Here is a 23,509-nt window from a genome sequence, read left to right as displayed (position 1 = left end):
GCTGATCAGCCCGACGCTGGGGCGGAGAACTCGCCGGAGGCCGCGGGCCGTCCCCTGGCGGTCGGCAGCGGTACGGGCTCACGGGGTCGGGCAGGGGCGAACACCGGGGCTGATCGTTCGCGATCACGGCCGGTCCGGTTGGATCTCCTGCGCGAACGCATCCTCCCCGCCCAGCGGCCCGTTCAGGAAATCGCGACAGTCCGCCAACGCCGGGGAAAGGGAAATCGATTCGCTCTCATCCGCCCCGATGAATTCACCCGGGACCGTTCGCGTCATTGATTCCTGGACGCGCCGTGGCCTGGTCTCTGATAAGTGCGTCGTGGGCTTTCCCTTTCGGGTGCGCGGTGTCTTTTTCGCCGGCGGCGTCCAGGGCGTGGCGTGCGTGCGGGCCGGCCGAAGGACGCCCGCACGCACGGTGGTCCCCGCTCGCCGTGGTCTGGCTGGATGGTGCGAGGCCGGAAGCTGCAGGCACCGAACCCGCGGCAACGGCATCCGCGGCGGCCATGCTGCACTGATGTACGCCATTCGACTCCAACTGCTCAGGACCGGCTCGCCCCACGGCGAGCCCACACCGACGGACCTGGTCGAGGTCCTCATCGAGGGGCTGCCCCCGCCGTGCGGGGTCCAACAACTCACCGCCCTGACGGACCAGTCGGGGCGCCGCATCGACGCGATCGCGTTCGTGCTGGCACCTTCCCTGTTGGCTGCGGAGACCGCGGTGCGCCGCGCCTGTCTGGATGCGATCGCCCGGTCCGTGGTCTTTCCGGGATGGAGCCTGACCCGTTGCGAGGCCGACTTCATGCTGACGATGGATCTGCCGTGACCGCGGACGGCCCGCTTCCGGAATTGCCGCTTGGTGCCATCGCACTTGATGCCAGGAGCCTCGCGTGACAGTCGGACCTGAGGTCAGGAATGCTCAAGACCTGACAGGGCGCGGCTGGAACGGTCGTAGGAAGCCGGTGCCCTGGGGCAGCCCATTCCCTCTCGCTGGAAGGTCGCTCACACATGAAGATCTTGACCGTGTCGATATTCGCCGCACTGGCCCTGGTACTGCTCGGCTCGCTGGCAGTGGTGTCCGGACACGGACCGAACACCGCTGCTGGAGGCCGTGGTTCGCAGCAGAGCGCGACGGCGCCCCTCGCCTCGCCGAGCGGTGACACCCTGGGATGGGGCTGACCGTCGCGAGCGGTAAGGGCCCCGCGGCTCGGGCAGGACTCAGACCGGGCCGCCCACCTCGTGACCGGCCCGCTGCAGCACGCTGATCGCCTCCTCCTTCCGCGGCGAGGGCACCAGCACCACATCCGCGTGGTAAGTGGAGGCGACGAACACCGGTACCGCTGCCGCGGCCAGCGGCCCGACCAGCGCGACCAACATGCCCGGAAGGTCCAGGGCGTGAGCGCTGTCACCGTAGAACCCGGTCCACAGCTCATCGCCGGTGCCTTCGGCGGTGTGCTCGCGAATGACCGTCAGGCCCTCGGGGGCCCGAATCAGCGCGAACCACCGGTCATCGGGAGCGCTGCGCGCACCCGGCAGGTGCTCGACCACGAATTCCGTCGGCAGTAGACGAAGCCGTTGGACGGTCGCTGAAGTCATGGCTTCCCTCATAGGACGGTCCATCTGCCATGCCCCATTCACTTTACCCCACACCGAGCCATGGAGGCCGATCATGCAGGAGACCGAAGAGTTCGACGATGCCGTCTTCGACGTCGTCGTCAACGACGAGGAGCAGTACTCGATCTGGCGCAACGACATGCCGCTGCCGCTGGGCTGGACGAACGCCGGCTTCCAGGGGTTCAAGGACGAGTGCCTGGCCTACATCGACGCGCACTGGACGGACATGCGCCCGTTGAGTGTCCGCCGGGACATGGAAGCACGGCAACGCTGAGACAGCCCGTCCGCGCACGACTGAGAAAGGCAACGACAGTGGCGGGACGTGTATCCGTGGCTCCGGTCGGCCGCGCACGAGAGCTGCGACTCTTCGAGACGGTGGCCAGGGCCTCGGAGCACGGGCCCCAGTTCGTCGCCCTGGTCGGTGACCCGGGGATCGGAAAGACCCATCTGCTGACCGCGGTGCGCCGACGTTTCGCGGGCGCCGGCTGGCAGGTGGTCTCCGGAAGGGCCCGCGCCGTCGCCGTACCGTACGGGCTGCTGGCCGATGCACTGGACGGCCTGCCCGAGGGAGCGGCCGCCGGGCTCGCCCCCCAGGACGCGGAGTCGGTGGCTGTGGTGCTCCCCGTGCTGGGCCGTGGGGCGGCTCCGGCCGGACCGCCGACCGAGGGCTACCCGGTCGGCCGCGCGATCAGCTCCTTGCTGCAGTGTGCAGCCGCCGCCTCGCCCCTGCTGATCCTGCTCGACGACGTTCACCAGGCCGATGCGGCCTCCTTGGAGATCCTGGAGTACCTGCTGCACCATCCTCCGCACCGGAGGGTGGTCATCGCGGCGGCGTACCGCCCGCGGCAGGGCCCGGACCTACCCTGGCAGGGATACGGGAGCCATGGCGCGTTACCGGTGTGGCTGGTGGCGCCACGCCCCCTGGGCGCCCAGGAGGTGGACTCGCTCATCCCACCCGGCACCGCGCCCGCGCGGCAGGCCGTGCTGCGGGAAGCGAGCGCCGGCAACCCGGGAGTGCTGCGGGCCTTCCTCCAGGCCGGATCGACCGCTTCCGGCCGCGGCTATGGCATGGACGAGCTGCGGATCGGCGTGCCGCCGGTCGTCCCGGGAGCTCTCGCGGTCGGACAGAACCGGCTGACCCCGCTCGCGCGGCTGGTCGCCGAGGCCGCGGCGGTTGCCGGGGACCCCTTCGAGCCCGACGTGGTGGCCGCGGTCGCGCATCTCGCCGAACCGCGTGTGCTCGCCGGCCTCGACGAGCTGCTGGCCGCGGACCTGCTGCGGTCGGAGGGTGTCTGGCGTGGTTTCAGGTTCCGTGACCTCGCCGTCCGCGCCGGTTTCTACCACGCGTCCGGTGCGGGCTGGCGCTGCGCGGCCCACAGCCGGGCCGCCACCGCACTGTACGGCCGCGGGATGTCAGCCACCCGCTGCGCCCACCACCTGGAGCACGCCGCGGCCATCGGTGACACGGCGGCGGCGGCCCAGCTGTTGACGGCCGCCAGGGAAGCGGTCCCGCTGGCACCGGATCAGGCCGTCCGTTGGCTGCGTACGGCCGACCGCCTGCTGGCGCACCGTACTCCGCCAGAACTGCCGGCTCTGCTCGCGATCGCACTGGCCGCCTCCGGCCGGGTCGGACCCTGCCTGCAAGCCCACGAGGCAGCCGGCGCGGACCCTCGGCTCGACGCCGGCCTGCGGGGCGAAGCGACGCAGTGGTGTGCTCGCGCGCTGCGGTTCGGGGGCGACCACAGCGCGGCGCGGCGGCTGTTGCTCAGCGCCCGGCCGGCGGGCCGGGCCGGAGCGGGTCTTCACCTGGAGCGGGTGACCCTGGCCTACGAGCTGGGCACGTCCCATGCGCAGGACCAGGCGGAGCTGCTGCGGCTCGGAACGGACGGGGAACGTCCGGTACGGGCGCACGCCCAGGCCCTGCTGGCCCTGCTGGCACTGGACCGGGACGACCGCACCGACGCCGCGGCCTACGCGCTGGACGCCGCGGTACTGGTCGACGCACTCGACGACGCCGCGGCGGCGGGCCGGCTCGAAGCACTGTACTGGCTGGCCGAGGCCGAGTTGCGGCTCCAGGACCTCGACCTCTCGGTACGCCACTTCGGCCGCGGCCTCGAACTCGCGGTCCGGTACCAGCAGGCGCAGCTCGGCAACCGGATGCGGTCGGGACTCGCCCGGGCACAGGGCCGGGGCCCTGAGCAACTGCCGCCGGGACGCGCCGAGTCGGGGACCGCGGCGCCCGAACGGTCCACCGTGTCCGCCCTGGGCCTGCTCAGCAAGCGGGAGCAGGGCATAGCACGGCTGGTCAGTGAGGGAATGACGAACCAGCAGATCGCCACCCGCCTGGTCATCAGCCCGAAGACGGTGGAGACCTACCTCGCCCGGGTCTTCAAGAAGCTCGAGGTCACCTCGCGGGTCCAGGTGGCCCACCTGGTCGGCCGGGCCGGGGGCGGGCTGCCCGTCGCGGGCTGAAACCGTCGTTCGCGGTCCGGGGCGAACACCGGATGCTTTCACGGGTTGCCTGCCGCCGACGCGGGCCCGCTCAATGGGCGGGTTCGCGCCGGCGGCAGGCTGTTCTCGCCGGTCCGTCAGGTGCACCGAGCTCCCGGCGTGAAGGGCGCGCCGGGACAGGCGGCCACGCTCCTTGCCGGATGACCACGTGCCGGATGACCACGGTCGGCGACAGCTCAGCTGCTCCGCCGCGTGGAGTCCTCGCCCATGTCTACGTCCTCGGGCGGTACATCTTCGGTCCGGGCGGGTGCGGCGGACAGGTGACACACTGTGCGGGCAAGTCCCGCCGCCGAGATCGCCTGGAGAGCGGCGACCAGCAGTGTGGCCAGCAGAACCAGGGCGGGCGACGGGGGCAGGCCGGCGAGTGCCGCGACGATGCGCGCCGTCGAGGAGACCGAGCCACCGTGCAAGGCGCTCCACAGCAGCGGCAGCGCCCACCCGGCGCCGGATGCGAGGCCGGCCGTCGCGAGCATCGGCGCCGTGCTCCTGCGGCGGCCCCAGACGCCGACGGCCAGCCCGAAGGCGAACGGCAGGAACCACAGGCCCGCGGCCGTACCGAGGGCGGTGGCCGCGGCGCCCAGGACGGCAGCCGTCGCCACCGGGGCGGGCAGCCGACCGCGCAGGCGGGTGAACGGCGTCGGCGGGGCCGGCCGGGCGGTCTCGGCCGCGGTCGAGAGCTCAAGGGATGTCATCACGGTTCACCGTTCCGGTCGGAGGGTCCAGCGGACGTCGCCGGATGATGTGCCGTCGCGGGACTGCTCGGCGGCGGTGCGCAGCGGCAGGTACCGTCCGTCCCACCACAGCGGGATGAGGTTCTGGTACCAGGGCGATGCGGGATCCTCGCTCTGCCCGCCCGGGTAGATGGCCTTGGCGGTGGACTGTCCGGGACCGGTCCAGGTGACCGTCATACGCCAGCTGGGCCCGAAGTCGGAGACCATGCCGTCGTCGGCGGCGTTGGGGGTCCACGGGTCGCCTCCGGCCGGGAACGGGCCGTAGCCGAGTGCCGCAGCCCCGGTCAGGGAGGGGATCTTCCGCTGGTGCAGCCGCCCCCAGGTCCAGTCGGCCGGATCGTTCCCCAGCTGCTTGGTGAGCGAGTCGACGGTCTTGGTGAAGGCCGCGCGCATGGCCGCGGGGGCGTTGGGAGTGGTCGAACCCGGCGATGCGAAGGCGGCGTTGGTCGGGTCGTGCAGGGTCCACTGCTCGAGATCCTCCACCAGCGGGCCGGGGGCGTGGCCGAGATCGAGGTTCCAGGGGTCCAGGCTCACCGGGACCTTCGCCTCGTCCCACCAGGGCTGGAAGACGGTGCTCAGGTACGTGCCCCAGAAGGTCCACCACACGCTCGCCGCCGGGGACGAGGCGTCCATGGACCCGTTCCAGCCGGCCAGCATGGTCCGGACGGACCGGGACCGGGCGTCGAGGGACGTCCCGTCGAGTGCGCTGAGCAGTCGCGGCACGATCGAGCGGGCGAGGCTGTCGGTGACGCTGCTCTGGAGCGCCGCGGAGCCGGAACTGCCGTCCTGCGTCGTACCGTCGAGGGAGCCGTAGATCTCGTCGGCACGGTAGCCGGGGTCGAATCCCTGCGAGGTGCCGATGTAGTACGGGTAGTTCGCGCCGACCGGGCGCTGGTTGGCCGTCGCCACCACATGGCCGGGCGGGTCGTAGGTCTTCGGGACGGCGGCGAAGGGGATGGTGCCGGAGATGTCGGACTCGCCGGTCCCGGACAGCGGGAGCCACGGCTTGCCGGAGCGGACGAGCGGGTAGTAGCCGGGAGCGATGATGCCGATGTGGCCCTGGTCATCCGCGTAGACGAAGTTCTGGGTGGGTGCGCGCCACTCGCGCAGCGCCTTGGTGAAGCCGCCCCAGTCGCTCGCGGTGTTCACGGACAGCAGGGCACTGAGATCCGCCGAGGGGATGTCTCCCATCCAGTCGACCGAGGTCGTCTGGCCCTTCTCGGTCATGATCGGGCCGTGCACGGTGAGGTTGACGGTCAGCGGCACCGAGGAGGCTCCGCGCACCGGGATGGTGTAGTGGACCTTCTGCAGGGGACGCCAAGCGCCCCGCCAGAAGTACTCGTCAGGGTGCGAGGAGCTGGTCCTCTCCTTGTAGAACAGCGTGGACTGGTTCTGCACGTCCGTCAGGGACCAGGAGATGTGCGCATTGTGACCCAGCAGGATGGCGGGCATGCCGGGGAGACTGGCACCGGTGACGTCGAACCCCGGGGAGCGCAGGGAGACCTCGTACCAGTAGGAGGGGAGCGACAGCTGCAGGTGCGGATCGCCGGCGAGCAGCGACACGCCGCCCCGCAGGGCGGAGCCGTTCACCGCCCAGGCGTTGCTGTCCGGATGGATGTGCCGGAGATCGTCGGGCAGGCTCGCGGTGCCGGACAGGATCGAGACCGCGGCCGCGGCGGCATCGGCGGTGGTGGTCGAGGTGGTGGCTGCGGCGGTCGTCGGAGCGGCCGACGAGGTCGCCGGCACCGCGGCGGCGTTGGCGTTGGCCGCGGCCAACGGATCCGTGCCCAGGTAGTGGTACGGGCCCGGGTCGTAGGGCTGCTGGGCGTTGGCGGGTTGGACGGGGAACCACCGCGCGGTGTCCGCCGCGCCGAGCGACTTCTGCAGGATGCTGTAGTCGAGAGGCGCGGTGGTGAAGTCGAGCTGCTGGGTCAGGACCTCCTGCACCACCATGCTGTCCACGGGGGTCCAGCGGGCCGGGTGAACCCCGGTCAGACCGTAGATCGCCGGCCACTCGTGGGTGCTGTGCAACTCGGCGAGCCGGTCGTTCACCCCCTGCGCGTAGGCGGTGAGTGCCTGGCCGGCCGGGCTACCGGGGGCTGTCGCGGCCCACTCGGCCCGGGCGGTGCGCTCCAACCCGAGGCGCAGTTCGAAGGTGTCCGAGGCCACCGCGGAGGACCCCTGGAGCTGGGCCAGCCGGCCCTCGCCCAGACGGCGCTCCAGATCCATCTGGGTGAGCCTGTTGCGGGCCGTGACGTACCCCTGGGCGAGGAAGAGGTCGTGGTCGTTGGACGCCTGTACGGAGGCCATGCCGGACGACGTGAAGGAGACCTCCGCCGTGCCGGTCAGGCCGGGTATCCGGAGAGCCTGGGAGTGGGGGAGCCGGGCGCCGGCGGCCGACGGCCAGACGCCCCCGCCGGGAGCGAGGGCCCGTCCCAGGGCCGGCACCGGTCCGATGCCGACGCCCAGGACGAACATCAGCAGGGTGGCGCTGAGCGTCGCGGTGAGACATGCGGCGACGCGGCGCAGTCTGGCAGCCATGGTGCTCCCGTCATGGGTCGAGATCGGGTGGACCGACAGGCGTCGGTCGCCGTCAGTAGGCGTTGACCGGGCGCCCCAGGTCACGGGCGAAGACGTCCAGCAGCTCGTCCGGCGCGTCCATGAAGCGGTAGTGGGCTCCGTCGAGCACGCGGAACTCGGTCTCTCCGCAGTCGGACCAGGACGCCATCAGCCGGTGGTCGACCTCGACGTCCTGGTTCCAGCCGAGCGCGGTGATGGGGCACACCAACCGGACCGGCGCGGCGGGGTGGTAGCGCTTGTTGGCCTCGACATCGGCGCGCAGGATGTCCAGGCTCAGCTCGACCAGGTCGGGGCGCGGGGCGCCGCCGAGCTGGACGATCAGGGTGCGGACCTCCTCGGCCAGCTCCGCGTCGCTCATTTCGAGGAACCTGCCCTGCGGGCCCGTGTGCGGTGCCACCTGGGAGGACACGAACAGGCGGTCCGGCGCCGGGTAGCCGCGCTCGGCGAGGCGTACCGCGGTCTCGTAGCCCGGCAGGGCGGAGCCGCAGTGACCGAAGAGGGCGAACGGCCGGTCGAGATGGGGGAGCAGGGCCTCGACCAGGTCGTCGGCCAGTGCCTCGTACGTTCCGTACGGCTCCTCGCGGAAGCGGTTCTCGCGGCCGGGGAACTGGACGGGGCAGACCTCGATGTCCCCCAGGAACCGGGGCCACTTGCGGTACATGGTGGCTCCGCAGCCCGAGTACGGCAGGCAGAACAGCCGGATGCCGCTCTCGGGTGAGGGTTCGCGGAGGAACCAGCGGGAGGTACCTGTGTCGACTGGCATGGTCTGGCGTCCTCCTGGGAGAGGCGGGGAGAGGCGTGAACGGGGGAGTCGATGGGTGTCAGTGGGCGGGCACGGCGAGCCGGTCCACGGCGTCCCGGCGGAGTCGGGCGACCAGTGGCATGTGCTTGATGCCGGCGACGAAGTTGGAGTGCAGGTGCTGGATCTCCCCGGCCGGGGTGAATTCCTCGAAGGTGGCGAACATCTCGCTGAACAGCACCTTCAGCGTCATCCTGGCCACGGTGTGGCCGACGCAGTAGTGCGCTCCGCTGCCGAACGCGATGTGGCGGTTGGGCTTGCGCCGGATGTCGAAGGTGAACGGGGCCTTGAAGGCGGCCTCGTCGCGGTTGGCCGAGCCCAGCCAGACCACCACCGCGTCGCCGGCCCGGACCTGCTTCCCCGCCAGTTCGACGTCCTGCAGGGCGTAGCGCATGAAGTGGTTCGCCGGGGAGGCCCAGCGCAGTGCCTCGTCCACGCCGCCGCCGAGCAGTTCGGGGTGGGTGCGCCAGTCGTCCCACACCGGTGTGCCCATGATCTCGGCCATGGCGCCGGTCGGGACGTAGGGCGTGGTGACGTTGGCGCCCAGGATGAGGCTGTAGCAGTTGGACAGGATCGCGCCGGTCTCCAGCCTGCGGCCGTCGATCTCCATGTCGAGCAGCATGCTGATCAGGTCGTCGCCGAGGTTGTCCCGGCGCTCGCGCAAGATGTCGTGGAAATAGGCGAACAACTCCCGGTGGGCGGTCTCCAGGGTCGCCTTGGGGCCGCCGGGCTCCTGGAACTCGGGGTCGTCCGGGGCGATCGACATCGCGGTGAGCCGGGTCAGCCGTGGCCAGGTCTCGCGGGGGAGCGCCATCATCGTTCCGGCGGTCGCCATCGGCAGGGTCATCATGGCCTCTGCGAAATCGAAGGGCTCCTCGGTCAGCGCGGGCGCGAGGACCCTGCGGACCTCCTCCGTCACGGCGTCGCGGTAGCGCTCCACCCGTTTGCTGGTGAGGGCGCGCTGCATGGGCTCGCGCATCCTGTTGTGCCGGGGCGGGTCGGTGGCGGCCATCTGCCGGCCGCGGGCCGGGTCTTCCTTGCCGAGCAGGAAGAGCATGGTTCCGCGTTGGGAGGTGAAGCGGGTGTGGTCGCGGAGGACCAGGTCGGCGTCCTCGAACGTGGTGACCGACCAGAAGCCCAGGGTGTCGTTGACCGGCTGCCAGCGCACCGGCTCGCGGTCGCGCATGGCGTGCCAGACGGCGTGCGGGTCGCCGTCACCGTACAGGCGGGAGTCGGAGAGGTCGTAGGAGTCCAGGTCGACGGAGTCGGGGTCGACGGGGTGGCTGAGGCGCATAGCGGCGTTCCTTCCAGGCCGGGCGGGGCAGTCGGGTGGCTCGGGTCACGTCCGAACGGGGTTGTCGGCCAGGGCGGGCAGGGTCTCGGTCAACTCGGCGACCGTGGGGTGCAGATAGAGGGTCCGGGCCGGGACGGTGACGGCGAAGCGCTGCTGCAGGCGGGACAGCAGTTCCGCCGCGAGCAGCGAGTGGCCGCCCAACTCGAAGAAGTCGTCCTCCACCCCGACCGGTTCGATGCCGAGCAGGTCGCCCCACTCCTCGGCCACCACGGCCTCCAGCGCGCTCCGCGGCGCCTGGTACTCGCTGTGGAGGTTGCGCGGCAGCCTGCGGGCGGCCGGCAGCGCCGAGCGGTCGACCTTCCCGTTGCGGTTGAGTGGCAGTTCGGCGAGGGACAGTACGGCCGAGGGCACCATGTAGGCGGGAAGTTCGGAACGAAGTTCCTCGCGCAGGCGCCGGCCGAGCTCGGCGGGATCGTCGTCCTCGGGACTGAGCGCGGTGATGTAGGCGAGCAGCCGTTTGCCCCGGCTGCCGTCGTCCTGCGTGGTCACCACGGCCTGCCGGACGTCGGGATGGCGGGAGAGGACCGCCTCCACCTCGCCGGGCTCGACGCGGTAGCCCTGGACCTTGATCTGCCGGTCGGCGCGGCCCAGGAACTCCAGGGAGCCGTCGGGCAGCCAGCGGACCAGGTCGCCGGTCCGGTAGAGCCGGGCTCCGGGGAACCCGCCGAGCGGGTCGGGCCCGAAGCGGTCGGCGGTGTCCGCGGCGCGCCCCAGGTAGCAGCGGGCCAGCCCCTCCCCGCCGGCGTGCAGTTCGCCCGGCACGCCCACCGGGACCGGTCGCAGCAGCGGGTCGAGTACCCGCACCAGAGTGCCGCTGATCGGCCGGCCCACGGGTACCGAGGCGTTCCCGGGCGGCAGCGTGGAAGTCCAGACCGTGGTGAAGGTGGTGTTCTCGGTGGGTCCGTAGCCGTTGCTGAAGACCAGTCCGGGGTGGCTCTTGAGCAGCGACTGCACCCGGTGGGCCGGGACGACGTCGCCACCCGCGAGGACGTGCCGCAGCCCGGTGAACGCGTCGAGATGGCCGCGCACCATCCGGTCGAACAGGCCCGCGGTGAACCATGCCACGGTGATCTTCTCGTCGACGAGCGTGCCGGCGAGACGACTGGTGGAGATCGGCCCGGCCGGGTGGATCGCCAGGGCCGCCCCGTTGGTCAGCGCGCCCCAGATCTCCAGGGTGGAGGCGTCGAAAGCGACGGGGGCGAGTTGCAGGAAGACGTCTCCGGGGCCGAAGTCCGCCCAGTCCGGCCGCTGCACGAGGCGGGAGACCGCCCGGTGCGAGACGCAGGCGCCCTTGGGAACGCCGGTGGACCCGGAGGTGAAGCTCACATAGGCGAGCTCGTCGGGATGCACCTCGCAGGACACCCGGTTCGGCAGATCCACCCCGCCCGCGATGTCCTGCTCGCCGGCGGAGCCCGCCGGGGCTTCCAGCGTCAGTAGGACGGCTCCCTCGGGCGGCCGGGTCCGCAGGCCGGGCTGGGCCAGGACGACGTTGGCACCGGTGTCGGCGAGTTGCTGCCGGAGCCGGGACGCCGGGAGGTCGGGCTCGAAGGCCGCATAGGCGGCGCCCGTCTTGAGCACGGCCAGCAGGGCGACCACGAGTTCCGGGGAACGCTCGGCCAGGACGGCCACCACCTGTCCGGGCCCCGCCCCGGCCTCCGCCAACTGGGTGGCCAGCCGATCGGCGTGGCGGTTGAGCCCACTGTAGGTCAGGACGGTTCCACCGCAGCGGAGCGCGGTTGCCTCGGGAGCACGCCGGACCTGGTCCTCGACCAGCAGATGGATGGGCCTGGCGGCGGCGGGAGCGGCCCCCGAGCCACTCCAGGTCTCGATCCGGCGCAGTTCCGCGGCCGAGGCCAGCCGGAGCCCGGAGACGGCGCGACCGGGGTGGGCCCGGGCGTCCGCGCGCGCGGTCCGCACCTGGTCCAGGAGTTCACCGGCCAGGCCGGGAGGCCGGTTCGGGGGCACGGCGCAGTAGAGCGTTCCCGCGTGCAGGAAGAACACGGGGACCGCGGCGGGAGCGCCGGGTTCGGGGGTGCCGAGCAGCAGCACGGCGTCCGGCTCGCAGTCGTCCGATTCCACGGGGATCTCGACGCCCCTGCCTGCCAGCGTGGCGAGGTCCGGGTCGTCGGAGAGGTCCGCGTCGAACAGGTGGCGGCCGCCGTTCCGGTGGACCGTGATGCGGATGTGCTCCTGGAGCGTGCGGCGGTGCAGTACGGCGGCCAGTGTCGCGAGCAGTTCGGCGGGCTCGGTCGCCCGTGGCGGTATCGGCTCGGTGGTCAGGGTCACAGTTCCTCCAGGGCGGGCTCGGATGCCGCGGTCGCGGCCGCGGGTGCGTCGGCCACGGGGACGCGCAGCGGGAGGGCGGCGTGTGCACCGAGGACGCGGACGCCCGGATCGGCGGCGACCAGGCGGAGCAGGTCGCGGTAGTCGGCGGCGATGTCGGCTGCCCGCTGCGGGGTGAAGGCATCGGCCCGGTAGGTGACGATGACGTGGGTGCCGTCCTCGCCCGCGGTCACCCGCAGGGTCAGGTCGCGCAGGGCGTGGTGCCAGGGCGGATCGGCGATCATCTCGCTGCGCAGTTCGCCGTCCGGGGCCAGCGGGATCTCCGGGTCGCTCTCTTCGGTGAACAGGACCCGCATCAAGGTCCGGCGTCCTTCCACCGGGTCCATTCCCAGGGCGTCGATCAGCTCGTCCAGGGGGAGTTGGTGGTGCTCGAAGTCCAGCAGCGTGGCGTCGCGGACCTGCTCGAGCACCGTGTGGAAGGCCGGGTCGCCGGACAGGTCGGGACGGAGCATGAGGTAGTTGATGAAGGCGCCGATCGGCGCGTAGGTCTCGGGCCGGTCCCGGTAGGAGTAGGGCGTGGACACCATGGCCCCGCGCTGGCCCGAGTAGCGGGCGAAGAGGAGGTGGAAGGCGGCCAGCGTGACCATGAAGAGCGTTGCCTGGTGCTCCTTGCCGAGCCGGCGGAGCCGATCGATCGTCTCCTCGTCGACCGGGAGTTGGCAGGTCAGGCCCGCGGACGACGGTTCGGGGCCCGGTTGCACGTCGGTCGGGAGCCGGAGCGGTTCAGCGTCGGCCAGCCGGCGCTGCCAGTAGCCGGTCACCCGCCGGCGGGTGTTGTCGTCCCAGCGAGCCCGTTGCCAGGCCGCCACATCCGCGGGCTGCACGGTGAGCGGTGGCAGCGGGCTCGGGACTTCGGCGGCCAAGGACAGATACAGCGCGCTCAGCTCCTGGATGAAGACCTCCATGGAGTGCCCGTCACTGACGATGTGGTGCAGCACCAGCATCAGGTGGTGCTCCTGCGGGGCCAGGCGCAGTACGTGCAGTCGCGCCAGCGGACCGTTGACCAGGTCGAAGGGCTGGTCGATCGCGGCTGCCGCGGCCGTCCTGGCCTGCTCCGCGGAGACCTCGAGGACCGGGAGTGTCAGCCGGTGGCCCCGGTCCAGTACGACCTGCTCCACGGTGCCGCCCTCGCCGGCGCGGAACACCGTGCGCAGCGACTCGTGTCGCTCCACCAAGGCGTCCAGCGCACGCTGCAGCAGGGCGAGGTCCAGCGGTCCGAACAGCCGGACGCCGCCGAGGGTGACCCAGGTCGACTCACCCGGGCACTCGTGGTGGAATTCCCACATCAGCTGCTGGACCGGCGACGCGGGGAAGCGGTTGACACCGGGTCGGCGGCCCGCCGCGGGGATGCCCGGGTTGCGTCGGGCGCGTCGGGCCAGGAGCCGCTGCTCGAGTTCGGCCCGGTCCCGCAGGCTCCGTTCCGCGGTGGTCATGAAGCCACCTCCTGGGCGTCGTCGGCGGACTCCTCCAGCAGGAGTTCGAAGATCCGGTTTCCGAGTTCGGCCACCGTGGGGTCCGCGGAGAACAGCGTCCGCAGCGGCACCTCGACTCCGAACTCGTCGCGGACCTCGGAGATCATCCGGACCGCGGAGAGCGAGTTGCCGCCCAGTTCGAAGAAGTCGTCGTGGACGCCGACGCGGTCCGCGCCGAGCAGTTCCTCCCAGATCCGTGCGAGCCCTTCCTCCACCGGGGTCCGCGGCGGTGTGTACGGCGTGGTGCTCTCCCGGGCCGGTTCCGGCAGCGCGCCCCGGTCCAGCTTGCCGTTGGCGGTCAGCGGCAGCGCGGTCAGCGGGACGAAGACGGCCGGGAGCATCCAGGCAGGGAGCTTCTCGGCGAGGAAGGCGCGCAGTTCGTCGCTGCCGGGTCCGTCCGGGTCGCGGGCCACCGTGTACGCCGCCAGGCGTGCCTGGCCCTGAGCGTCGGGGCGGTTCTCCACCACGCAGCCGGAGAGTGCCGGGTGGCTGCTCAGCGAGGCCTCCACCTCGCTGGGCTCGACCCTGAAGCCCCGTATCTTGACCTGCCGGTCGGCGCGTTCGACGAATCGCAGGGTGCCGTCGGACCGGCGGCTGACCAGGTCTCCGGTGCGGTAGAGCCGGGCTCCGGGGACCGTGCCGAACGGGTCGGGCACGAAGCGCGCCGCGGTGAGCCCAGGGCGCCCGTGGTAGCCGCGGCTGACGGACGGCCCGCCGAGGTACAGCTCTCCGGCCACGCCGTCCGGCACGGGTTCGAACCATGGGTCGAGCACATGGGCCCGGCAGCCGGGCAGCGGCGTTCCCAACGGGACCACCGCGTCCGGCTCGCCGTCGAAGTCCACGGCGGCAGCGGCGGAGGTGCAGCTGGCCTCGGTCACGCCGTAGACCTGGACCAGCCGTCCCGGCCACTCCTTCCACGGCAGCAGTGTGCGCAGGGTCGGTGCGGCCTCGCTGCCGAACACCAAAGTGCGCAGGGTCGGCGGGATCGCGGCGCGTTCGGCCGGGCCGATCGCGGCGAGCCTGGACGGCGTGGTGGACAGGACCGTGGCTCCGGAGGAGGCGACCAGGTCCCACAGCTCCCCGGTGTCGACCGGTGGTTCGCCCTCCGGCAGCGCCACCGATCCCCCGGTGAGCAGATGCGGGTACAGCTCCTCGGCGACCACGTCGAAGCCGAGCGGGGCCAGTTGGAGGGCCCGGTCGTCCTGGTGGAGTCCGAAGGCCCCTGCAGCGGCCAAGGCGAAGCCGGTGACGCCCCGGTGGGTGTTCATCGCTCCCTTCGGTTGCCCGGTCGAACCCGAGGTGTAGATCAAGTAGGCACCGTGGTCCGGATGCGCAAGGTCGGGGGGCGGTCCGGCGGGCGTGTCCGGCAGTGGGGCGTCCACCGCCACCACGCGTGCGGCCGAGGCCGGCAGCAGCGGAGCCAGCGCGGGCGTGGACAGCACGAACGGGGCGGCCGAGTCGGCCAGCATGAACCGCAGTCGGTCCTGCGGGTAGCCGGGGTCCAGCGGCACGTAGACGCCACCGGCCTTGAGGACCGCGAGATAGGCGGTCACGAGTTCCGGTGAGCGGTTCAGGAACACCGCGACGCGGGTCTCCGCGACGACGCCCGATGCGCGCAGGTGCCGGGCCAGCCGGTCGGCGCGGCAGTCGAGCGAGCGATAGGTGACCCGGTCGTTCCCCTGGACCAAGGCGACGGCGTCGGGGGTGGCGGCGGCCTGCCGTGCGAAGACCCGGTGCACGCAGTCGGCGGCGGGGTCCGGCGCCGGGGTGCCTGCGGCCAGGATGCGCGCCCGCTCCCGGTCCGGAAGCAGCCGCAGCCGCGAGATCCGGGCGGCCGGATCGTCGGCGACGGCGGTCAGCAGCTCGGTGAACTGCTCGGCCAGCTTCTCGACGCTGCTCCGGTCGAAGAGGTCGGTGCTGTACTCCAGGGTGCCGCGGGTGCCCCCCGGCCCGGGGGTGAGCTCCAGTGAGAGGTCGAACTTGGCGGTGCGGGTGGCCACGTGCATGGCCTCGTAGCTCAGCTCGCCGACGGACCACTTCTGCTCCGGCAGGTTCTGCAGCGAGAACATCACCTGGGCGAGCGGTCCGCCCAGGCCCGCGTAGCGCGGTGGACGCAGTTCCTCGACCAGCCGCTCGTACGGCAGGTCCTGGTGTGCGTAGGCGCCGAGGCAGGCCTCCCTGGCCCGGCCCAGCATCTCGGCGAAGGTCGGATCGCCGGAGGTGTCCAGGCGCAGGACCAGGGTGTTCACGAAGAAGCCGATGAGCCCGGCGAGTTCGGAGCGGTCCCGGCCGGAGACCGGCGAGGCGACCGGGATGTCGCGGCTGCCCGAGTGGCGCGAGAGCAGCACGGAGAAGACCGCGAGGTAGAGCATGAAAGGTGTGCACTCGTGCGACCTGGCCAGCCGCTCCAGCCGGTCGTTGAGGCTCGCGGGAAGCTCGAAGGCGTGCAGACCGCCTGCCGAGGAGGCCGTGGCCGGTCGTGGCCGGTCGGTCGGCAGCCGCAGCGGCACCAGCCCCGCCAGCCGGTCGCGCCAGTACCCGACCAGCTTGTCCAAGGCCGGCCCGTGGAGGGTGTCGCGCTGCCAGACCGCGTAGTCGACGTACTGGATCGGCAGCGGCTCCAGCGCCGGCGCCCGGCCGGCGGCATGGGCCTCGTAGCAGAGCGACAGCTCCTGGAAGAGGATGCCCGAGGACCAGCCGTCCGTGACGATGTGGTGCACCGTCAGGACGGCGACGTGGTCCTCGGCGTCGCGGCGCAGCAGCCGCATCCTCAGGAGCGGTCCCGCGGCGAGGTCGAAGGGCTTCTCGATCTCGCGGAGGACCAGGGCGTCGATGTCGGCGTCGCCCACCTCGTCGATCGGGAGTTCCAGGCGCAACTCCGGCAGCACCGACTGGAGCGGCTCGTAGCCGTCGAACCCGAACACGGTGCGCAGTGATTCGTGCCGCTCCACGACCGAGTTGAGCGCCGCGCGCAGTGCCACCGGATCGAGCGGACCGCGCATGCGTACCGCTGCCAGCACGTTGTAGGTGGGTTGGCCTGGATCGACCCGGTCGACCAGCCACAGGCTCTGTTGGGCGAAGGAGGTCTCCGCGGTCAGCGGCTCCTCGTCGGTGTGCGTCACGGCAGCACCCTTTCCGGCCTCGACGGCCCGTGTCGGCGTGGTCATGGGGTGCGCTCCCGGTGGCCCTGCCGGGGGCCCGCCGCTTCGGTCGGCCGGCCCGAGGCGGCGGCCCGCTCGGCGCGGCGGCGCCGAAGCGCCTCGCGGCTCTGGCGGCGTATCGGGGCGATCTCCTCTTGCGGACGGCTCAGCCGCTCGTCCACGAAGGCGGCGACCGAGGCGATGGTCGGCGACTCGAAGAGCCGCCCCAGCGGAACATCGATCTTGTAGTCCTTGCGCACCCGTTCGATGACCTCGGCCCCGAGCAGCGAGTGGCCGCCGAGTGCGAAGAAGTCGTCGTGAACGCCGATCCGGTCCACACCCAGCGCCTCGGCCCAGATCCTGGCCAGGGACTTCTCGGTGTCGGTGCCGGGTTCGCGCTGTGCCTCGGCCGCCGCAGCGAGCAGATCGGGCCTGGGCAGCGCCGCACGGTCCAGGGTCAGGTCACGACCGGTCGGGAACGCGTCGACGACAAGGAGGTGGGCGGGCACCGCGTAGCCGGGGAAGCGTTCCTGCAGGTGGGCGCGGAGCAGCGGGGCGACGGTACGTGACCGGGCGGCGGTGAGCGGCTGGTTGGCCAACGGCCGGGGTGTGCTGCCGGGAGCGGCGGGGCGGCGGCCGAAACCGGTGGGGAAGTGCTGTTCGGCGCCGGCCCCGGTGTCGTCTCCCGGTTCCTCCCGGGTGAGCAGGACGTCGAGTTCGTCCCCGGGGCCGTCGTCGCGGTACTGCAGCATCGCCCGGTGGCCGGCTTCCGCGGCGATGCCGTTGAGCTGGTGCGGGTCGATCGGACCGCCGGCCCGGGCCGGTTGCGGCACCAGCGCGGCGGTCACCTCGGCCGCGCTGCGCAGGGTGTCGGCGTCCAGGGCCCGCAGCGCGTCCAGCCGGGCGCGCAGCCGGGCGTCGGGGACGCCGCGCAGCAGGACCCGGCTGTGCCCGCCCGCACGGAGAAGTTCTGTCAGCGCGGCCGGGTCGAGCCCGTCGGCCTGCCAGTCCAGCGTGGTGACGGGCGGTGCCGCCGCGATCGGACTGCCCGCGCGCAGCACCACGTCGTACCGATAGCCGGCCAGTTCGTTGCGGCTGCGGCCCAACCGCGGCAGGACGTACACCTCGGCGAGGCCCGGGAGGCGTCCGGCAAGACCGGTGAAGTAGCCGGGATCCAGCGCGAGTTCCTCCTCGCGGGCGACGTGGGACGCCACACTGTCGCGCAGCTCCGCGGCGCGCGCCCCGGGTTCCAGCCGGGCCAGTTGCGCGGGCAGGTGCAGGGCGCGCAGCAGCGGCAGGCTGCGCACCGCGCCCAGGTAGACGTGGCCGCCGGGCGGGAGCAGGGCCAGCGCGCCTCGCAGCACCCGCTCCAGATAGGACTGGTCCGGGAAGTACTGCACCACCGAGTTGATGACCACGGTGTCGAAGCGGGCGTCCTCGAAGTCGGTGAAGTCGTCGGCAGCCCTGGGCAGCAGGGTCACGTCGTCGACCTTGTTGGCGAGCCAGTCCTGGTGGCTGCGGATGTGGGCCAGCGCGCGGGTCGACAGGTCGGTGCCGGTGTAGGTGTCGCAGCGGGGCGCCAGACGGAACAGAAGCGCGCCGGTCTTGCAGCCGATCTCCAGCACCCGGGCGGGGCGCAGCGCCGTGATCCGGCGCAGGCTGGAGTCGGCCCACTCGCGCATCTCGGCCGCGGTGAGGTACTCGCCGGTCTGCGGGCTGTTCCAGCCCTCGGGGTTGAGCGTCGGGTCGTCCTCGGCGCTGCGGCTGGTCCAGATCTCCTCGAAGAGCTTGCGCCCCCGGTCGGCGGAAACGGCTGTCCCGCCGGTTCCCTTCGTACGGGGCGTGGACGGGTCGGGACGCAGCGAGACGTGCGCGACCAGCAGTGGTTCGGTCTCGGCCGCCGACAAGTCCTGGGCGAGGGTGGCGGCGTTCGCCCGTGCCACGTCCGGGAGTTCTTCCAGGGCGGCGGCGATGTCGCGGGTCTCCAGCAGGTGCCGGCGTACCCGGGTCTCCTCGGCCAGCAGGTCGAGCCGACCGTCCGGCAGCCAGCGGGCCCGGCTCCCGGTGCGCAGCAACTGGCCGCAGACCCCCAGCGGATCCTCCACCAGCGCGTCGGCGCTCTCCCGCGGACGGCCCAGGAACACGGGCGGGGTCGGCGGTACGGTCAGGCAGAGTTCGCCCGGCACGCCCATCGGCACCGCGGCGCCGCACCGGTCCAGGACCCGTACGCCGGGGCCGGGCAGCAGCGTGCCGAGGAGCGACCGCGACCCGGGCCGGTGAGTCGCTGCCACCGGCTGGGCGAGGGTGTCGAGCGCGGCCGAGGCCGGACCGCTCTGCTGGAACAGCCGGGCTCCGGGCGCGACCCGGGCCAGGTCTCCGACCAGGGCGGGCCACGCGGCCTCGCCGCTGATCACGACGTGCCGCAGCGGGGCCGGGCCGCGGTCGTCCTCGGCCAGCGCGGCGAGGACGCCGGCGAGCGTGGACGCTGTGCAGCGAAGCGTCCGCACCGTCTCCCGGCGGACGGCCAGGGCGATCCCGGCCGGCGAGCCGTCCTCGGGCAGGACCAGCCGTCCTCGCGCCGCCGGCACGCCCAGCAGTTCCCAGGGCGCCAGGTCGAACGCCGACAGCGCGACCAGCACGGCGTCGCCTGCGGTGAGCGGGAAGCAGGTCGCGGCCCAGGCGAGCCTGCGAGCCACCGCCGCGTGGGAGTTGACGGTGCCGACCGCGGCCGGTTCAGGACGGGGATAGCACACGAAGGCCGGACCCTCGGCCGGGACGGTCCAGGCGGGGCGGTCCTCGGGAAGGCCCTCGGTCTCCCGCGGGTCGCCCGGGTCGACCGGGCGCACCATGGAGTCCAGGCCCTTGGGACCGTCGCCGTCGGTCAGCACCAGTCCGGCGGAGCAGTCCAGCAGGGCCTCGTTCAGCTCCGTGACCGGATAGTCGGGGTTCAGGGGGACGGCGGCGCCGCCTGCTTTGGCGACGGCGAGCAGTGCCGTCACCAGCCGGGCGGAGGGGGGCAGGCAGACCGCCACGGGCTGGCCGGGTCGTACTCCCAGGGCCTGGAGCCGCCACGACAGCCGGTTGGCGAGACGGTCCAGCTCCTGATGCGACAGCGTGGCGTCGGGGCCCGAGACGGCGGTCACGGAGGGGGCCGCGGTCCTGGCCCGGTCCATCAGCCCCAGGAAACCGGCCGGGGCCTTCGGGGACTCCGGGGCCGCCGTGCCGCCGGGGGCCGGCGCTCCGCTGCCCACGTCCCGCAGCCGGTCGCTCTCCGCGCGGCCGACCAGGGGAAGTTCGGCGACGATGCGGTCCGGCTGACGGCCCGCGGCGTCGAGTACGGAGTCCAGCGAGTCGAGCAGGCGCAGGACGATGTCCTCGGTGAACAGGTCGGTGGAGTAGTAGACGGTGCCGGACAGGCCGCCCGCTCCGTCAGGCGACAGATCGACCTCCAGATCGAAGCGGGCGGTGTCGGTGCTCAGGCCCGCGACCTCGAAGGTGAGCCCGGGCAGTTCGACGCGCCACTGCGGCTCGTTGTGCAGGCCCAGCTGATGGCGTACCAGCGGAGCGTGCGCGATGGCGTCGCGCTCGGGGTTGACCGCCTCGACCACCCGCTCGAAGGGGACCTCCTGGTTGTCGTACGCGCCGAGCGCCACCTCGCGTACCTGGCACAGCAGTTGGCGGAACGTGGGGTTCCCCGAGGTGTCGACGCGCAGTGGTACCTCGTTGATGAAGCAGCCGACCAGGTGCTCCACCTCGGCTCGGCCCCTGTTGGCCACCGGGCAGCCGACGACGACGTCGCTCTGGCCGCTCCACCGGGACAGCACCACCGACTGTGCCGCGACCAGGGCCATGTAGAGGGTGCTCTGCTCACTCTCGGCGACCTCGGTCACCCGGCGGATCACGTCCGCCGGGATGTGGCGCCGCAAGGTGCCGCCGTCCCAGCTGAGCACGGTCGGCCGGGGCCGTCCGGTGGCGAGGTCCACCAGCCTGCTGTCGGCCAGCCGCTCCCGCCAGTAGTCGAGCTGATCCCGCATCCGGGCGCCGTCGAGCCAGCCGCGCTGCCATTCCGCGTAGTCGCCGTACTGGACCGGCAGGTCCGGCAGCTGCGGCTTCTCGCCGCGCAGGTGCGCGGCGTAGCGTTCTCCGATCTCGCGCATCAGCAGGTTGACCGACCAGCCGTCCGTGGCGATGTGGTGCTGGCACAGCAGCAACAGGTGTTCCTCGGCCGAAAGCCGCAGCAGGGTGGGTCGGAGCATCGGGTCGCGGGTCAGGTCGAAGGGACGGCGGGCCTCGGCCGCGCAGTACTCGGCAGCGGCGCCCTCGCGCTCCTGGACCGGCAGTACGCTCAGGTCGACCAGCGGCAGCGACGGCTCGGTTGCCGGGCCGACCCGTTGCACGCCGGCGCCGTCGACCTGGTGGTAGGTGGTCCTGAGGATCTCGTGGCGCTCGACGATCGCGCCCAGGCAGCGCCGCAGCAACTCGGCGTCCAACTTCCCGCGGATGCGGGCGGCTCCGGCGACGTTGTAGATGGCCGCTTCGGGCTGCAGTTGGTCGAAGAACCAGATGCGCTGCTGCGAGGAGGACAGCGGCAGGCAACTGCGGTCTCCAGGGACCCGGGTGATGCGGTCCACGGTGCCGGCACCGCCGAGGCGGTCGACGAGACGGTCGAACAGCTTGCGCTGCTCAGCGGTGAGCGTGGCGGGTCGCATGGATGCCTCATTCTTCTTCCGTGGCTGATGCTGCGGGTCGTCGGACGGTCAGCCCGTGGCGGCGCGGGCCCGGCGCAGGACCTGCGCGACGTCCTGTCCGAGTCGCGCCAGGACGAGGTCGGTCGACTCCTGGACGAAGAAGTGGCCGCCCGGGAAGATGCGGATCTGGAAGTCCCCGTCGCTCTCGTCCTGCCACCGGGCGGCCCGCTCCTGGCTGACCGAGCGGTCATCGGCCCCGAGGTAGACCCGGACCGGGCAGTCGAGCGGGGGTGCCTGCGGGGCGACAGGGCGTCCGGCGAGCACGGTGAGATCGGCACGCAGTACCGGCATGAGCATCCTCAAGTACTCCTCGTTGGCGAGGAGTTCCTGGGGCGTGCCGCCGGCCTGCGCGAGGAAGTCGCGCAGGCCGGCGTCGGTGAGCCGGTCCACGTCGTCCTTGCGGCGCGGGCTGCGCGGCGGTTCGCAGCCCGCGGCGACGAGCAGGTCCGGGACCAGGCCGGCGGACCGGCGCAGTTCACGCACGAGTTCCGCGCCGACCGCCCCGCCCATGCTGTGGCCGAAGACCACCAGCGGGCGGTCGAGCAGCCCGGCCGCGGCCCGGCTCAGCGGCGGGACGATCTGCTCCAGCGTGGTGGCGGCCGGCTCGTCCGCCCGGGTTCCCCGGCCGGGCAGTTCCACCGACACCACGCCCACGTGCGGGGGCAGCAGGTGCGGCCAGCGGCGGTAGAGCCGGGAACTGCCGCCGGCCGGCGGCAGGCACAGCACTCGCAGCTCCACCTGGTCGTCCATCGACCAGTCGCGCAGCCAGGCGGTGCTGTCGGAGTTCTGCATCGGATCCACCTCCCACGGGAAGAATTCCTGCTCCCAGCTTCGTCATCCTGAGTCGTGGTGGTAGTCGGGGGAGTCCCTGACAGTGGACCCACGCGGTGCCGTACCGGGTTCGGCCGACCGGTCCACATCGGTGCGGAGCGCGATGAGCAGACCGACGGCGAACAGCGCGGAGCCGGCGACGAAGGGCGCGCGCAGCCCCCAGAGTTGGGCGAGCACACCGCCCGCGGCGGCCCCCAGGGAGGTCATTCCGACCGCGACCATGCGGTAGGACGCGTTGACCCGGCCGCGCAGTCCGGCCGGCACCAGGCTCTGCCGGGCCGACACGGTGACCACATTGGTGACTCCGACCGAGGCACCGACCCCGGTCAGCGCCAGCGCCGCGACCGGGGCGCTCGAGGTGGCGGCGGCCACGAGGAAGGCCGGCGGCCCCAGCGCGAAGGCGAGGCGCAGCGCGCCGCCGCGCCCCAGCCGCCGGGACAGGGCCGGGGCGAGCAGCGCGCCGGCCACGCCCGCGCTGGCGATCAGGGCGAGCAGCAGTGCGTACAGGTCGTGGCCGACGTGGAGCACCTGAAGGGCGTAGAGCACGGCGATGGAGACGACGGCGGTGACGCCCATCCCGGACAGGCCGGCCAGCAGACACAGGGTGCGCAGGGGCCGGTTCTGCCACAGCCAGCCCAGGCCGTCCATCAGTTCCCCGGTGATGCCGCCCCGCGGGGGGTCTTGCGACGGCAGCTCGGACGTGCGCGGGGCAGCCGACGGCGCCGGCGACGGCCCGACGGAGCCGGCCAGCGCGGTGGCGGTGATGGCGGAGACCAGCAGCGCCGCCGCCCCGAACGAGGCCGAGTCCAGGAGGAACGGAAGCCCGGCCGGGAGCACGACCAGGAGTGCGCCGGCCGGCGGGCCCAAGAGGTCGATGGTGACCAACTGCGCGCTCTGGACTCCGCTGTTGGCGCTGTCGAGCCGATCGGGCGGCACCAGATCAGGGAGCAGCGTCAGCGCCGCGTTGTCGCGGAGCGTCTGGACCGAGCCCAGGACGAAGTTCAGGCCGATCAGCAGGGCGATGTCCGCCGCCCCTCCCGCCATCAGGACGGCGAACAGGGCGGCGGCCAGGGCGGCGGCCAGATCGCAGGCGCTCATGATCCGGGTCCGGTTGCGCCAGCGGTCGGTCAGGACCCCGGTGAAGGGGCCGACCAGCACGAACGGCAGGCCACCGGCGAACCAGACGGCCGCGACCGCCTCCGGTCGGCGGCTCAGGGCCGCGGCGACCAGCGGAAGGGCCCCGACCCGGACACCGTCCCCGGCTCCGGAGACCAGGGCGGCCCACCACAGGTACCAGTAGGACCGGCCCAGTGCGCGACCGGTGGCGGGAGCGTGGGACAGCGTGGACGATGCCATGGGGTCGGCACCCCTTCCGGGGCGGTCTCACGC

General features: G+C 72.5%; 15 protein-coding genes. 4 read left to right on the top strand and 11 right to left on the bottom strand.

Annotated features, from left to right (window positions below; all coding sequences use genetic code 11):
* Window positions 1-514: 514 nt before the first annotated feature.
* Both C4U44_RS28445 and C4U44_RS41690 read left to right on the top strand, forming a co-directional pair.
* Entirely contained in the window at window positions 515-823 is a 309-nt protein-coding gene (locus C4U44_RS28445) for a hypothetical protein (protein WP_103888916.1), read from the top strand.
* 182 nt (window positions 824-1,005) lie between these two features.
* Window positions 1,006-1,176 (top strand): hypothetical protein, encoded by a 171-nt coding sequence (locus tag C4U44_RS41690; RefSeq protein ID WP_160145126.1) that lies wholly within the window; start codon window positions 1,006-1,008, stop codon window positions 1,174-1,176.
* A 39-nt stretch (window positions 1,177-1,215) separates the two neighbouring features.
* Here the strand turns inward: C4U44_RS41690 and C4U44_RS28440 are convergent, their stop codons facing one another.
* Window positions 1,216-1,545 carry an ACT domain-containing protein gene (locus C4U44_RS28440; protein ID WP_235032412.1) on the bottom strand — a complete coding sequence of 110 codons (330 nt, stop codon included), beginning with the start codon at window positions 1,543-1,545 and terminating at the stop codon, window positions 1,216-1,218.
* A gap of 121 nt (window positions 1,546-1,666) precedes the next feature.
* On the opposite strand from C4U44_RS28440, the gene C4U44_RS41685 reads away from it, so the two are divergent.
* Together C4U44_RS41685 and C4U44_RS28430 are read left to right on the top strand one after the other, a co-directional pair.
* On the top strand, window positions 1,667-1,885 hold the full coding sequence (locus C4U44_RS41685) for an MbtH family protein (RefSeq protein ID WP_103888915.1): 219 nt from the start codon (window positions 1,667-1,669) through the stop codon (window positions 1,883-1,885).
* Window positions 1,804-4,083, top strand: coding sequence for a helix-turn-helix transcriptional regulator (locus C4U44_RS28430; protein WP_103888914.1), 2,280 nt, complete (start codon window positions 1,804-1,806; stop codon window positions 4,081-4,083). Before C4U44_RS41685 ends, C4U44_RS28430 begins: the two co-directional genes overlap by 82 nt.
* Window positions 4,084-4,298: 215 nt before the next feature.
* Here the strand turns inward: C4U44_RS28430 and C4U44_RS28425 are convergent, their stop codons facing one another.
* The 10 genes from C4U44_RS28425 to C4U44_RS28380 are packed head-to-tail and all read right to left on the bottom strand — an operon-like array spanning window position 4,299 to window position 23,476.
* A complete protein-coding gene (locus tag C4U44_RS28425) occupies window positions 4,299-4,814 on the bottom strand; it encodes a hypothetical protein (protein WP_103888913.1) in 516 nt (171 codons plus the stop codon).
* A gap of 6 nt (window positions 4,815-4,820) precedes the next feature.
* Complete coding sequence (locus tag C4U44_RS28420) at window positions 4,821-7,394, bottom strand: penicillin acylase family protein (RefSeq protein WP_103888912.1); 2,574 nt, start codon at window positions 7,392-7,394, stop codon at window positions 4,821-4,823.
* A gap of 52 nt (window positions 7,395-7,446) precedes the next feature.
* Window positions 7,447-8,196, bottom strand: a complete 750-nt coding sequence (locus C4U44_RS28415; RefSeq protein WP_103888911.1) for a thioesterase II family protein — start codon at window positions 8,194-8,196, stop codon at window positions 7,447-7,449.
* 58 nt (window positions 8,197-8,254) lie between these two features.
* Window positions 8,255-9,526 (bottom strand): cytochrome P450, encoded by a 1,272-nt coding sequence (locus tag C4U44_RS28410; RefSeq protein ID WP_103888910.1) that lies wholly within the window; start codon window positions 9,524-9,526, stop codon window positions 8,255-8,257.
* Window positions 9,527-9,571: 45 nt separating this feature from the next.
* Entirely contained in the window at window positions 9,572-11,872 is a 2,301-nt protein-coding gene (locus tag C4U44_RS28405) for a non-ribosomal peptide synthetase (protein ID WP_235032411.1), read from the bottom strand.
* Window positions 11,869-13,362, bottom strand: a complete 1,494-nt coding sequence (locus tag C4U44_RS28400) for a condensation domain-containing protein (RefSeq protein ID WP_103888909.1) — start codon at window positions 13,360-13,362, stop codon at window positions 11,869-11,871. Before C4U44_RS28400 ends, C4U44_RS28405 begins: the two co-directional genes overlap by 4 nt.
* Window positions 13,359-16,568: a non-ribosomal peptide synthetase gene (locus C4U44_RS28395; RefSeq protein ID WP_103888908.1), complete on the bottom strand. Its 3,210-nt coding sequence runs from the start codon at window positions 16,566-16,568 to the stop codon at window positions 13,359-13,361. The genes C4U44_RS28400 and C4U44_RS28395 overlap by 4 nt, the downstream gene beginning before the upstream one ends.
* Complete coding sequence (locus C4U44_RS28390) at window positions 16,565-21,250, bottom strand: condensation domain-containing protein (RefSeq protein WP_103888907.1); 4,686 nt, start codon at window positions 21,248-21,250, stop codon at window positions 16,565-16,567. Before C4U44_RS28390 ends, C4U44_RS28395 begins: the two co-directional genes overlap by 4 nt.
* A gap of 48 nt (window positions 21,251-21,298) precedes the next feature.
* Window positions 21,299-22,081 carry a thioesterase II family protein gene (locus tag C4U44_RS28385; RefSeq protein WP_103888983.1) on the bottom strand — a complete coding sequence of 261 codons (783 nt, stop codon included), beginning with the start codon at window positions 22,079-22,081 and terminating at the stop codon, window positions 21,299-21,301.
* Between the two features lie 42 nt (window positions 22,082-22,123).
* Window positions 22,124-23,476, bottom strand: a complete 1,353-nt coding sequence (locus C4U44_RS28380) for an MFS transporter (protein WP_103888906.1) — start codon at window positions 23,474-23,476, stop codon at window positions 22,124-22,126.
* Window positions 23,477-23,509: the final 33 nt, after the last annotated feature.

Origin of the sequence: Actinacidiphila yanglinensis (genome assembly GCF_900107965.1) — a bacterium.
In the GTDB taxonomy this organism is placed as follows: domain Bacteria; phylum Actinomycetota; class Actinomycetes; order Streptomycetales; family Streptomycetaceae; genus Actinacidiphila; species Actinacidiphila yanglinensis.
Note: the sequence above shows the minus strand (reverse complement) of the source record. Positions and strands in the feature narration are given on the sequence as shown.

Bases quoted from the DNA above. Each gene is read 5' to 3' on its own strand.
- C4U44_RS28445 (WP_103888916.1), top strand. From the start codon at position 515: ATGTACGCCATTCGACTCCAACTGCTCAGGACCGGCTCGCCCCACGGC.
- C4U44_RS41690 (WP_160145126.1), top strand. From the start codon at position 1,006: ATGAAGATCTTGACCGTGTCGATATTCGCCGCACTGGCCCTGGTACTG.
- C4U44_RS41685 (WP_103888915.1), top strand. From the start codon at position 1,667: ATGCAGGAGACCGAAGAGTTCGACGATGCCGTCTTCGACGTCGTCGTC.
- C4U44_RS28425 (WP_103888913.1), bottom strand. From the start codon at position 4,814: ATGACATCCCTTGAGCTCTCGACCGCGGCCGAGACCGCCCGGCCGGCC.
- C4U44_RS28420 (WP_103888912.1), bottom strand. From the start codon at position 7,394: ATGGCTGCCAGACTGCGCCGCGTCGCCGCATGTCTCACCGCGACGCTC.
- C4U44_RS28415 (WP_103888911.1), bottom strand. From the start codon at position 8,196: ATGCCAGTCGACACAGGTACCTCCCGCTGGTTCCTCCGCGAACCCTCA.
- C4U44_RS28410 (WP_103888910.1), bottom strand. From the start codon at position 9,526: ATGCGCCTCAGCCACCCCGTCGACCCCGACTCCGTCGACCTGGACTCC.
- C4U44_RS28400 (WP_103888909.1), bottom strand. From the start codon at position 13,362: ATGACCACCGCGGAACGGAGCCTGCGGGACCGGGCCGAACTCGAGCAG.
- C4U44_RS28395 (WP_103888908.1), bottom strand. From the start codon at position 16,568: ATGACCACGCCGACACGGGCCGTCGAGGCCGGAAAGGGTGCTGCCGTG.
- C4U44_RS28390 (WP_103888907.1), bottom strand. From the start codon at position 21,250: ATGCGACCCGCCACGCTCACCGCTGAGCAGCGCAAGCTGTTCGACCGT.
- C4U44_RS28385 (WP_103888983.1), bottom strand. From the start codon at position 22,081: ATGCAGAACTCCGACAGCACCGCCTGGCTGCGCGACTGGTCGATGGAC.
- C4U44_RS28380 (WP_103888906.1), bottom strand. From the start codon at position 23,476: ATGGCATCGTCCACGCTGTCCCACGCTCCCGCCACCGGTCGCGCACTG.